At 58.8% G+C, this 12598-nt stretch carries 10 protein-coding genes; 7 read left to right on the forward strand and 3 right to left on the reverse strand.

From position 1 onward, the window contains the following. On the forward strand, positions 1–4471 hold a 4471-nt coding region (locus tag VL688_07520), incomplete at its 5' end, for a hypothetical protein (GenBank protein ID HTL47897.1). Between the two features lie 12 nt (positions 4472–4483). Here VL688_07520 and VL688_07525 read toward each other — a convergent pair. Together VL688_07525 and VL688_07530 are read right to left on the reverse strand one after the other, a co-directional pair. Beyond that, entirely contained in the window at positions 4484–5332 is an 849-nt protein-coding gene (locus tag VL688_07525) for a hypothetical protein (protein ID HTL47898.1), read from the reverse strand. Continuing rightward, positions 5329–5934, reverse strand: coding sequence for a CDP-alcohol phosphatidyltransferase family protein (locus VL688_07530; GenBank protein HTL47899.1), 606 nt, complete (start codon positions 5932–5934; stop codon positions 5329–5331). The genes VL688_07525 and VL688_07530 overlap by 4 nt, the downstream gene beginning before the upstream one ends. A gap of 116 nt (positions 5935–6050) precedes the next feature. Between VL688_07530 and VL688_07535 the strand changes: the two genes are divergently transcribed. After that, entirely contained in the window at positions 6051–6377 is a 327-nt protein-coding gene (locus tag VL688_07535) for a hypothetical protein (protein ID HTL47900.1), read from the forward strand. On the opposite strand, the gene VL688_07540 is transcribed toward VL688_07535, so the two are convergent. Then, on the reverse strand, positions 6378–6764 hold the full coding sequence (locus VL688_07540) for a hypothetical protein (GenBank protein HTL47901.1): 387 nt from the start codon (positions 6762–6764) through the stop codon (positions 6378–6380). A 114-nt stretch (positions 6765–6878) separates the two neighbouring features. On the opposite strand from VL688_07540, the gene VL688_07545 reads away from it, so the two are divergent. Genes VL688_07545 through VL688_07565 form a run of 5 tightly spaced genes read left to right on the forward strand, consistent with a single transcriptional unit; the run spans position 6879 to position 12579 of the window. Beyond that, positions 6879–8210: a DUF1015 domain-containing protein gene (locus VL688_07545; GenBank protein ID HTL47902.1), complete on the forward strand. Its 1332-nt coding sequence runs from the start codon at positions 6879–6881 to the stop codon at positions 8208–8210. A 23-nt stretch (positions 8211–8233) separates the two neighbouring features. Then, positions 8234–9277 (forward strand): FtsH protease activity modulator HflK, encoded by a 1044-nt coding sequence (gene hflK / locus VL688_07550; protein ID HTL47903.1) that lies wholly within the window; start codon positions 8234–8236, stop codon positions 9275–9277. Next, positions 9274–10227 carry a protease modulator HflC gene (gene hflC / locus VL688_07555; GenBank protein HTL47904.1) on the forward strand — a complete coding sequence of 318 codons (954 nt, stop codon included), beginning with the start codon at positions 9274–9276 and terminating at the stop codon, positions 10225–10227. The genes hflK and hflC overlap by 4 nt, the downstream gene beginning before the upstream one ends. A 43-nt stretch (positions 10228–10270) precedes the next feature. Next, positions 10271–11752: an anthranilate synthase component I family protein gene (locus tag VL688_07560; GenBank protein ID HTL47905.1), complete on the forward strand. Its 1482-nt coding sequence runs from the start codon at positions 10271–10273 to the stop codon at positions 11750–11752. Then, positions 11749–12579 carry an aminotransferase class IV gene (locus tag VL688_07565; GenBank protein HTL47906.1) on the forward strand — a complete coding sequence of 277 codons (831 nt, stop codon included), beginning with the start codon at positions 11749–11751 and terminating at the stop codon, positions 12577–12579. Before VL688_07560 ends, VL688_07565 begins: the two co-directional genes overlap by 4 nt. Positions 12580–12598: the final 19 nt, after the last annotated feature.

A 12598-nucleotide genomic window follows, 5' to 3' on the forward strand; every position in this document is an offset into this window, starting at 1 on the left:
TGAAATGGAATCGAGCGGGCCCGATTCGGCGATCGAGCTGCCGCGTTTCAGCAAATTGAAGGACGACCACGAGCCGCCCGTCACCGTGCGCGGCAAGGTCGGCGTTTTTGTGTTCGAAGGCTGGCTGACCGGGGCGAATACGGATATCGACGCGGCGCAGGTGGAACCGGGTTTGAAAAGGGTTGTGGCCGAAGAGATGGCGAAGTACAAACCGGTCTTCGACCGTTTTGACGCGCTGTTCGCGTTTCCGAGGCCGTCCGTGGAGAGAATGATCGCGGGGCGCATTCAGCAGGACGAGCATCAGGCCAAAACCAGCGGCAAGCGCGAATTCACGGACGAACAGATCGAGCGCGCCATCCGGTACTGGGAAGTGGATTACTGGCAGCCGCCCGTGACATCGCCCGCTCCGAAAAATGACGCCACAAACCTGTGGATCGAAGCCGACGCCTCTCGAAACATTACCGCCGTGCGCGCGGGCGGGCGCTGGGGCCGCGCCGAGTTGCGCGCCGCCCCTAAAACGCTCGATCAGTTTTTGAACACGATGGGGACTTCTTCCACAGAGCGCCCCGATCCTTCCTTCCTCCGGTTCGCATTAAAGCCCGAGGGACAGAAGTTTTTCTTCGACATGTACAAAACTGCGATCGGGTCGGCCATTGGGGAAAGACTGGCCGCGGAATTCGATGAGAGCATGATCGAAAAGGACGCTTACCTCGTACGGGACGAGAACACAGGCGTTCCCTACGGCATCCTGTTCAAGTTCAAGACCATCACGGGTTATTTCGATTTCTCGGAATTGTCCGCGCCTATCGATACGGCGCTGGATTTTACATTTGCGAAGCGTCAATCCTCGCGGCAGGCCGAAAAAGTCTCCCGCATGGTTTATAAAAAACAGGTGGTCCAGTACCACACGCTGGAAAAGCTCACATTGACGCAATTGACGGGCCGGGAAAGCCGCTGGGTGGGCGAGGAGCGGCGGCTTTCCGGAAGGATGGGGAAAGAGCTGCTTTCCCTTTTCGTGATCATGGAAGTCCAGGGTCCGAAAGAGACGGACATTTTTCTCAGACCGGACCAAAAAGGGAGCCTTGATTTTCAGCAGCTTTTGTTCCGCCTGCGGGAAACCCGCCCGGAACTTTTTGACGGCGTGGTGGGCATCGGAGGCACCGGCACCGGCATCGATTCGCTGCTTTCCATGCTCTACGGCGCGAAAGCCGTCAAGGGTTCGGAGCTGTATGACCTGCTCAAAATCCTCGGCAGCCTGAATATTTCTTATGCGAAAGAGACCCGGCAGGTGCCGGAAAATATTCCGGTCGAGATCGAAGTCAAAGACGGCATCCCCGAATCCCCGGAGATCAAGACGCTGATTTTTAATTTGCCGGTCATTACGAAGCCCGGCGACCGCGCGACTTTCCAGCCCATGAACGTCACCCTTCCGATGAAGCTGCTGCCCAGCACCGGTTCGGTTCTGATGACGGAAACCGATCTGCGGCCGATTTTGGCGCAGATTGCAAAGCTCCTCGCAGGTGCGCCGGAAAGGCATGCGGTCGTGCGCTTGGACATGACCATGGTCTGGGGAGGGAATAAAGCGGCGGATTATTTGTCCAAGCTGGAAGCGTATCTCAAACCGTTCGGATTGGCGCTCGCGGGTCATCACGGCGGGCCCTTTGTCGAATTGCAGGCCGCGCCTTATGCGGCCGCCGGGAAATGGCATCACATCAAGAGCTCGATCGCAAAGGTGGAAGAAGAGGTGAAGCGGGAAAAGGCGTACGATGCCGCGGAATCGCTGCTTTGGTTTTTGAACGAAGTCGAAAAAGATGCGGCGGGTTCCGTCCCTCCCGAAGAACTCCGCAGCTATAAACAGAGAATAGAAGCCCTTTTGCAGCCGCGTGCCGAACAGCAAGACACTCATCGCCCCGAGCGCGCCGAACTACGGATGTTTATCGAAGACCTGGTGCGGCTGCAGTTTTCAAGCGCGCGCGTTCCTTTCCGGGACGAACATATCCCGACGGGCGTGGGTGTTTTCAGGCCGACGCTCAGCAGCCACATCGAGCCCCTGACTCAGTATGCGCAATACGGACCGCAGCGCGTGATCGACATGGGCAGCGGGCAGGGCGCCATGGTGATCGCCTTTGCCATGGCCAATGAACAGGCCGAAGTGCTGGGAATCGAATTCGACGAAAGGCTTTTCAATGAAAGCGTGCAGGTGCGCGAGTCGCTTCCCGCCGGCACCCAAAAACGCGTGCGGCTCGAGCGGGGAAACTTCAACGCTCCTGAATTCGCGGAGGAAATTCAAAAGGCCGATCTGATCAACTATTGGGAAACCGGTTCCGCCGCGGAATTGAAAATGCTCGACACCCTGAGCGAGCACATGCGTCCCGGCGCGCGATTCCTGGTGACCAAAAACTTTGGAAGTCTCATCCGCGACATCCAGGCGGCCGGTTATTTCGACCTCGTGGAAACGGACCCGGATCATGGCATTTATCTTTTCAAGCGCAGCGGCAAGCCGTTTCTCTCGACGGTGGAAGTGACGCTGGACCGCGAATTTTTGCCGCTGAAAAAGATCGCGGCGGTCGAGGGCGTGTACCCGCGGATTACAAAGGGATTCAGCGCAAAATCCTTTTCGCAGTCTCTGGATTTCATCGAGCATGGGCTGCTGCCGGCGATCGAGTCGAGGGCCGCGGCGCTGCGGGGCCGTGAAAACGTGCGCGGCCTCGTGATCGGAACGGGCACGGGCCTGGACGGCTCGGTCATCCTCGGAAGGCTCTTGAACGACATTCGTCCGCAGGCGTTCCATCTGGACCTCATCGATGTGAATGCCAAAGCGGTCGAAAATACCGCGCTCAATCTCGAAGCGCTGCTGAAACAGTCGAATCTGAATTACAGGATTTCCAGAACGCAGGGAAAGATCGAGATTGCGGTGGAGGGACGGGGCGTTCTGCGCATTTTTCATGTCGAGGAAAGGCGCGAATTCGCGAATTTGGAAAACCAGGCCGGGTACGATTTTATTTCCTTCAATGCTCCAAACCTTACCGAAGATGTGCCGGAGTGGTGGCGTGATCAGGGCGTCATGATGGAGGGAAGTTCTTTTGTGGAGCTTGTCAACCGGGCCCGGACGAGGCTCGCTGCGGACGGCATTTTTGTGGTGGCCGCCCGGAAAACCTCACGCCGGGTTTTTGAATTGGCGCAGTACACGGTCAAGGTCCTGGGCCGCGAATCGGCGCGCCTGCCCCTCGACACGTCTTCAGTGGGTAGTTTTCTTTTTTCAGCGGCGGATCGTTTATTCGAAAATCCGCGGCAGGTGTTTCTTCTGACGCTCGCCTTACCCCGCGCCGAATTACGTTCCGTTTCCGGCGGCCCGCAGCCCGTGTTTAAAAATACCCTGCGGCATTACGAAGCTTATCCGCAGCAGAGCACGGAAGCTTCGGGGCTTGATGAAATGCTGGCCCAAGCGGCGGAGATGATCCGCGGCTGGGACCCCCGCGCAAAGCAGCCGCTGGCCCTGGTCGAAACGGTCGAGCATGGCGGGCAGAAAATCAACCTCACGGCGGTGCACACGCCAAGACTGGTAAAAGCGATCGCGGTGCGCGCGCGCCCGGACGCGGCTCCCGTGGAAATTTTCTCTATCGAAATTTTGGGCAATCTTCCGGTTGTTCTGGACGCCTTCCGCGCTTATCTTGCCGCCGCTTATCCGGCGAAGACCTTCAGCCTCGAGATGGGCGTCGGCGGTTTTCCTTCAGGTTATCAGGACACGCTCATGATTACGGTCCATGACGCCGCGCTGGTCCCGCCGCCTCAGACCCAGCTCGCCCTGAGATCGGGCGCGGTTTCGGGAGCGCAGCACTACAATCAAATCACGGGTCAGGGAGCCGCGGATTCACGCGCCTTGGCCGCGACAAAATTCCGTTCGCTCGATCCGAGGCACCCGAAGCAGCGAGGGGAGTTGAGGACGGACACCGGTATTTTTTATACGCCGCGCAAGCTGCCCGGCGCCGCGCTGATTGATTTCCGGGACCTGCTGACGTTTACGCCCGATGAAATCCGCGAAGCCGCGGTGACGATCAGCCAGAGAAGCGAAGTGCGCTTTGTGATTCACGACGCCGCGGCCGGCCATGAGCGCTTTCTTTATTTCCGGGAAGTTTTCAAAGGATTCTCCAACGTGACGTTCACGGCTTCTTCGGGCGCCGAAGTTTTCCGTTCGATGGGCGCGGCGCTGCGCGGGCGGGGGATTGTCGCGCTGGTGCGGCCGGACCGCGATCTCGGCGTTTACGGCGCCGCGGCCCTGCGGGAAGTCCGGTTTTTTGCCATGATGGAAGACCGGCCGGGCACGATTGCGGTCGCCTTGTCTTATGATCCCAATCAAATCATTTTTCAAAATGGCGTTTCACGCCGGGGCAGACTCTATGTCGTGAACCCTTTTCTTGCAGGGCTGGCCCGCGAGTACAACAACGAGTTTGCTTTCGCGTCCGCCGCGTAATCCCGCGGCGGCCTAAAAGCTCGCGGCCTCGGGCTGGAATTTGGGGAAGGCGAGGGTCTGGGTGCCGGGCGGGACGAGGATTTTCCAATTCGCGGAGATGGGTTTTTCGATCAGGTCCATCTTGATGAAAAGAATCTCGGTCTGGGTGCCGTCCTTCTCGCTGCGCATCACGATGCGGCGCGGGAAACGGACTGGATCCTTGGTGATGTAGCCTTTGCCGCTTACCTTTTTATAATCCTCGCGTTTGACCGCCAGCGTGGGATTGCCGTCCGCGTCGAAATAATCCTCCAACAGAACGTCTCCTTTTTCATTGGCCGTGACCCGCCTGCCCCAGTAGGTTTCGCCTTTGCGCGTTTCCGCGACCACGAAAGTCGTGAGCAGTTTGTCCCGCGATTCGAGGCGCACGCTGCCAAACGGGATGATCATGGGTTTCAGCGCGCGGTAAAGATCATACGGCTTGATGTGGCTGTCCACGTCGTCGGAAAATTCGAGGTCGAAGATGTTGCCCTGGTAGAGCGTCTTCTGCATGGGCATGAAGAGCTCGAAGTCGAGGTCGCTGGTCTTGAAAACGAAAAGCGTGTTCTTGTTCGAGTTGTAGCATTGCAGCAGGATTTTTTCTTCGAGCCGGAGATAGGTGAGCGTGCCCTGGCAGGTCGCGGTCTGGCCGTGGTTCGTGGTGAAGTTCAGCTTCACGCTGGCTTTGTAGCCCAGCCAGTTGTAGCGCTGCATCTCGATGCGGTTGACGAGCGCGTAGATATTTTCGGGAGCCGGGGAGCGCTGGGCCCAGACGCAGGGCGATCCGCCGAGGGTGACCGTCAGACCGAGAGCCAAAAAGAAGAGCGGCCTTGCCTTGCGCTTCATGACACGGGAGGAATGGTCTTGGGTTTGTTCAGGGCTTTTTCGGTGTGAAGGATGCGCTGGAGCGCCGTGACGTGCGATCCGATGAAGAGCACCCACAGGCACAGCGGCAAAAGAAAGGTGAGGACAGCGCCGGTGCCGAGCACGATCATGCGCACGGGGCGGTCGAAAATGCCCACGCCGCAATTTTCGATGAAGTTCTCGGCGCGCGCTTTCGCGTAGCTGACCGCGTACGCGCCGCACAAGATGCCGAGCATCAGGAGAAAATAACCCCAATGGGCCTGCCTTGCGAAGTGGACGGCGAGGCCGCCGAAAATAAAAAAATCCGAATAGCGGTCGGTCATGGAATCCAGGAAAGCCCCGAACTTGGTCACCTGCTTGGTCTCGCGGGCCAGCGCGCCGTCCAGCATGTCGCCGAAGCCGGCGATGGTCATGACGAGCGTTCCGAAGAACAGGTGGCCCTGGGCGAAAATAAGGCCGGAGACGAGCGTGAGGACCATGCCGCCAATTGTAAGTTGATTGGGCGTAAAGCCTTTCTCGTGCAGAAAGATCGCGGCGATCTTGAGGTAACCCTGGATTTTGGGGTAAACGAGGTCACGAAGCATGGATGAATTATCGGTAAAATCGGCGGTTCATTGAGGATAAAAAATCTTTTGGACCTAGAGCCGAAGTGCTATCATGGCAGTCTTTTCGGCCTCCCCCAGGCCACAAAGGAGAGACTATGGGAGTCACACTCGAAGATTTCAAGAAGCTGGAGTTCAGGATCGCGGAGATCGAGACCGTGGAGCCTCATCCGAATGCGGATCGGCTGTACGTCCTCGGCATCAAGGTGGGCGACGTAAAGAAGACCATCGTGGCCGGCATCCGCGCCTATTACGGGCCGGACGAGCTGAAAGGGAAGAAGGTCGTGGTGGTCAACAATCTCGAGCCCGCGGTGCTGCGCGGCGTCGAATCCCAGGGCATGCTCCTTGCCGCGTCCGAAGACGGCGCGAACCTCACGCTCGTGACCCCCGAGCGCACGATTTCCGACGGCGCGGTCGTCCGCTGATTATGCGTTGGGAAGAAAGTAGCCGGTGAGGTTTTTCCAGGCGAAGAAGTGGATGAAGACCAGAAAGCCCATGAGCGTGACGAGCGTCAGCGTCCGGGCAATGCCGCTCTCGTTCCAGAGCTGCTTGATCTGAAAGCCGATCAGCGTGTAGTAAACGACGCAGAGCGGCAGCAGGAATCCGAAATCGTTCACCTGCGCGGAATCCGGCAGCGCGGAAACGTGAACGCTGATGGCCGATTTCAGAATGTGGGCGAGATAAATGATCGGCCCGATCAAGGCGAGCGAGACGCCTCCCGCGGCCTGCATCCAGTAAGCGACGAAGACCAGGATGCCGAGGATCGCGAAGTAACGGACCAGATGCTGGATGTGCCGGAAGAAAAAGGACATTTTTTTAACCCGTTTGCTGAGTCGCAGTTAGAACCCCTATGCTAGTGGGGGCGCTACGGCTTGTCAAAGAAAAACTCTTGTGCTACTATCGGCCCCATGCCTGAAACGACCTCCATGGACGCAAAAACCAAAACCCTTGCCGACTTCCGCCCCTTCCGCGCGTGGCGCTACGACACGCAGAAAGTGCGCCCGAGCGAAGTAATCGCGCCGCCTTACGACGTGATCTCGCCCGAGGTCCAGCAGCGGCTCTACGCCAAGTCTCCTTATAATTGTATCCGTCTCATCCTGAACCAGATCCAGGACTCGGACACGGAAACCAACAGCCGCTACACCCGCGCCCGCGATTTTTTCCAGAAGTGGCGCGAAGAAGGGACGCTGGTTCAAGACAGCAAGCCGCGCTTTGACCTTTACCAGCAGCAGTTCAAGGACCCGCGCAGCGGCCGGAGCCTGACCCGCTACGCCATTCTCGGCGCGCTGAAGCTCGAGCCTTTCGAAAATCATATCGTGATCCCGCACGAAAAAACCCTCGCGAAAGCGCGCGCGGACCAGAAATTCCTGATCCAGGCCGCGCAGGCGAATTTTTCCCCGATCTTCGGGCTTTATGAAGACGCGGACGGCCAGGTCGCGGGGCTTCTCCCGAAAATCGCGGCGCAGAAGCCGTATTTCGAGGCCGTGGATGAGGATGCCGTCCAGCACAAGCTGTGGTCCATCGACGACAGCGCGACCTGCGAGAAAATCCACAAGGCCATGGCCGCGCAGCGCGTCTACATCGCGGACGGCCATCACCGCTACACGATTTCGCTCGAGCACGCGCAGGAGCAGCGCAAGAAGCTGGGCAATCCCGCGAAGCTTCTGGCCTCGGATTTCGTTTATACCGCGCTTGTCAGCTTCGAAGATTCGGGGCTTGTTCTTTTTCCCACGCACCGCCTGATCACAGGCGTCAAAAATTTCGACGCGGCCAAAACCGTGGACGCGCTCAAGGAATTTTTCACGGTCGAAAAAATGGAGCCGGAAAAAGTCATGCCGAAGATGGAAGCCGCGCCGCAGGACGCTTCGGTTCTCGGCTTCGTGACGGACGCGAACACCGGTTACTTCCTTACGCTCAAGGACGAGAAGAAGGCGCGCGCGAAGATGCCGGCCGGAAAACCGGACGTGTGGTACAGGCTCGACGTGAACATCTGCGCGTACCTCATCCTGAAAGGCATTCTCGGCATCGACGAGGCCGGATGGGAAACGCAGCTCAAGTTCACGCATTCGGACCCGGAGTCGCTTGCCGAAGTGCGCGACAAGAAAGTCCAGGCCGCCTTTCTTTTGAAGCCTCCCCAGGTCCGCGTCCTGGGCGAGATGGGGAAAGTGCGCGAGCTCATGCCCCAGAAGTCCACCTACTTTTATCCGAAACTGGCCAGCGGCCTGCTTTTTTTCCAGCACGACGAAAAGGCGATCTGACCCCGCTCCTTTAAGGAGGATGCATGGACGTCAATTTTCCCGACCATAATAAGCTGCCCCCTTTCCGCTGGAGCCCGTGGATGCTTCCTTTCTTCGCCATGATGCTCGTCTTCACGGCCGCGGGCACGCTGTTTTACGAGGTCGGTCCGGACGAAGTTTCTGTCGTCCAGCGCTTCGGCAAATACGTGAGGACGGAGCCTCCCGGCCTGCGCATGAAGCTTCCCTTCGGCGTCGAGACCGCCAAAAAAGTGAAAGTCACGCACGTGTTCAAGGAAGAGTTCGGGTTCCGCACCATGCGCGCGGGCGTGCGCACGGTCTATGAAGGCCGCGACGAATACCCCGCCCAGGGCCAGATGCGCATGACGCGGCAGATGCGCGGGCCGGACCCGTTTCTCGAAGAGTCGCTCATGCTCACCGGCGACCTGAACGTGGCGGTCGTGGAATGGATCGTGCAGTACACGATCAAAGACCCGGTCAAATATTTGTTCCGCGTGCGCGAGCCGCGCGAGACGATCCGCAACATGTCCGAAGCCGTGATGCGCCTTGTCGTGGGCGACCACACCGTGAACCAGGTGCTGACCGCCGGGCGCGTGACCATCCAGGGCGAAGCGGAAAAAATGCTGCAGGACCTCTTGGACAGTTACGGCGCGGGCATTGCCGTGGAAAACGTGATCCTCCAGGACGTGACGCCGCCGAACGAAGTGAAGCCGTCGTTCAACCTGGTCAACGAGGCTCGGCAGGAAAAAGAGAAGCTCATCAATAATGCGTGGGAGGAATACAACCGCGTCATCCCCAAGGCCAAGGGCCAGTCCGAGCAGGTCCAGCGCGAAGCCGAAGGTTATGCGGTGGAGCGCGTCAACAAGGCCCAGGGCGACGCGGACCGGTTTTTGCTGCAATGGGAAGCTTACAAAGGCGCGCCTGATGTGACCAAGCGCAGGCTTTATCTCGAAATGGTCCAGGACGTGCTCCCTCAAATGCAGGACAAGCTCATCATGGACGACCAGGAAAAAGGCGTGCTGCCGCTGCTCAATCTGAATCCCGGACGGAAAGAGGGGAACGAACAATGATGAAACAGGCGGGCCTCGCGATCTTTCTGATTCTCCTTTCCGTGACGGGCATCGTGGCCCTCAACTCTCTTTACGTGGTCGACGAAACCGACCAGGTCGTGATCACGCAGTTCGGCGAGCCGCAGGGAGCCCCTATCCAGGATCCCGGCCTTCATTTTAAGACGCCGTTCGTGCAGGAAATCCACCGCTTCGACAAGCGCATCCTGAACTGGGACGGCTATCCGTCGGAAGTGCCGACGCGTGACAAGAAGTTCATCTGGGTGGATATCACGGGCCGCTGGCGCATCGAGAACCCGCTGGTCTTCCTGCAGACCGTGCAAAGCGAGCGCAACGCGCAGTCGCGGCTTGACGATATCATGGATGGCATCACGCGTAACTTTATCACGCGGCATAACCTCGTGGATGTCGTGCGCAGCACGAACGACATTCTCAAGCCGGAGAACAAGGACCCGGAAGACGCGCAGGCCATGGATTACGACAAGGTCGAAGTCGGCCGCAACGAAATCACGCGCCAGATCCTCGAGACCGCCAAGAAGGTCGTGAAGGAATACGGCATCGAGCTGATCGACCTCCGCATCAAACGCATCAATTACATCGAGAGCGTGCAGAAAAAAGTCTTCGACCGCATGGTCTCCGAGCGCACGCGCGCCGCGGAACAGCTGCGCTCCGAAGGCCAGGGCGTCCGCGCCGAGATCGAAGGGCAGAAGGACAAAGAGCTGAAACGCATCACGTCCGAGGCCTACCGTGCGTCTCAGAAAATCAAGGGCGAGGCCGACGCGCAGGCCACTTCCATTTACGGCGATGCCTTTTCGAAAGACCCGGGCTTTTATTCGTTCGTGTCCACGCTGGAAAGCTATTCGTCCACGCTCAAGGGCTCACGCATGGTCATGTCCACGGATTCCGACTACTTGCAGTACCTGAAAAACATCGAAGCCCAATCGAAGAGCTAAACAGCCGTTTGTTCCGGCTCCCGGGCCCGGGAGAGGGCCGGTCATGGTCCCTCAAATCCGCGAATTCAAATCTTCCAAATCCCCGTGGGAAATTTTCCAGGCGCTTTACCGCCGTTCGGATTCCTGCTTTTTCCTGGACAGCATCCGCTACGCGCCGCCCGACCAGCATTATTCCTACGTTGCCGCGGATCCCTTTATCGAAGTGACGATTCCGGATCCCGCCGGGAAAAAACCCCGCGTGATCGTCACCGGCGCCGAAAAAATTTCCGCGCCCGCGGGCCGCGTCTTCGACGTCCTGCGCAGGCTGCTCCGCAAACACCGTTTCACGGGCCCGGTTTCCCACCCGTTTTTTTGCGGCGGCGCCGTGGGCTACTGGGGCTATGAGCTGATTTCGCTGTTCGAGCGCGTGAAGTTCCGCCCCAAAGAAAGCGCCGGGCTTCCCTGGCTGTACCTCGGGTTTTTCCGCGACGTCATCGTCTACGATCACCGCCGCAAAGTCTATGCTCTGGTGACGCACGGCCGGCGCGCGGGCGAAGCCTTCCAGAAAATGGAAGAGGCGTTCCAAGACGAGGGGGCTGAGGCCGGCGAGGCCTTTGAAATCCGCAATTTCCGTCCGGGCGTTTCCCGAAGCGCGTTCGAGTCCAGGGTGCGGCGCGCCAAAAATTACATCGCGGCCGGCGACGTCTATCAGGCCAATCTTTCCCAGCGGTTTACGTTTGACTGCGTGGGCTCGAAGCTCAAGCTTTACGAGCGCCTGCGCGCGATCAATCCTTCACCGTTCGCTTCTTTTTTCAAGGTGCGCGGCGTGGAAATTATTTCCAGCTCACCCGAGCGGCTCGTGGCCAAGCGCGGACGGATGTGCGAAACCCGGCCCATCGCGGGAACGCGCCCGCGCGTCGCGGGCCGGCCGCTCAGCGCGATCAAAAAGGAATTGCTCGCGAGTGAAAAGGAACGCGCCGAGCACCTCATGCTGGTCGATCTCGAGCGCAATGATCTGGGGCGTGTCTGCGACTGGAAAACCGTGCGCGTGGAAGAAATGATGAAGGTCGAAAAATATTCCCACGTTCTCCACATTGTCTCCAAGATCACGGGGCGGCTTGCCAAAGGAAAAGACGGCCTTGATCTGATCCGCGCCATGTTTCCCGGCGGCACGATCACGGGCTGCCCGAAAGTGCGCTGCATGGAAATCATCGACGAGCTGGAGCCCGTGCGGCGCGGGCTTTACACGGGTTCGCTGGGATACCTGGATTTCCGCGGCGATCTGGACCTCAACATCGTGATCCGAACGCTGGTGTTTCAGGGGAGCCGCGGCCAGCTTCAGACCGGCGCGGGCATTGTCCACGATTCCGATCCGGGCCGCGAATATGAAGAAACGCTTCACAAGGGCGAGGCGCTGATCCAGGCGCTGGCCGAGGCAAGCGCATTGACTCCCCGTCAGCATGGACGGGGACAGGACTTCAGTCCTGTCCCCATGGCCCGAATGCAGGATAAACACTTGATAGCAGGCAAGCGCGTGAAATCATGACCTTCGACGTCTACCAAAACGGAAAAAAAATCTCTCCCGCGCAATTGCCGCCCCTGACAGGCACGGACGACATCGGTATTTTCGAAAGTCTCAGGACTTACGGCGGGTGCGTGTTCCGCGAGCGTGAGCATCTGGACCGGCTCTGCGAGTCCGCGCGCACGACGGGCGTGAAGCTTCCGGCCACGGTTTCCGCGCTGAGCCGCGAGATCCGCGGCGCGGTGCAGGCGTTCCGCAAAGACAAAAAGCTGCGGACGTCCGAAGACATTTTTTTGCGGCTCACGGTGTACGGCGAAAAAATTTTCCTGCTCGTGGGACAAAGGAAGCATGCGCCGGATCTCTACGAAAAAGGCGTGGCCTTGAAAACCACCGTGGTGCGGCGCTCGCTGACCAATGCCGCGGCGCCGCAGGCCAAGACCAGCGATTATAAAAACGCCGTCATGGCGGCTCTCGAAACCGGGCCGCGCGTGTACGAGCTCCTGTTTCTCGATGCCGAGGGATTTGTTTCGGAGGTGAGCATTGGCAATCTCTTTATCGTGAAGCGGGGCAAGGTGTTAACGCCGCCCGCGCGGGGAATCTTGAATGGCGTGACCCGGCGTTTTGTGATAGAATGCGTGCTCCCGCGAGACATGGATTTCGAAGAAACGCCCATGACCCGCCACGACGTTTATAACGCGGACGAAGTTTTTTTGACCAACACCTCTTGGGAAATCCTCCCCGTCCGGGAAGTGGACGGCCGGCGAATCGGCCAGGTCCCGGGACCCATAACCCGCAAAATCCACGGTCTCTTCAAGAAAAAGGCAGGACAGGAATGCCGAACGTCAAAATAGAACGCGCCCTCATCAGTGT

This window comes from Verrucomicrobiia bacterium, from assembly GCA_035495615.1.
GTDB lineage: Bacteria > Omnitrophota > Omnitrophia > Omnitrophales > Aquincolibacteriaceae > DATJFP01.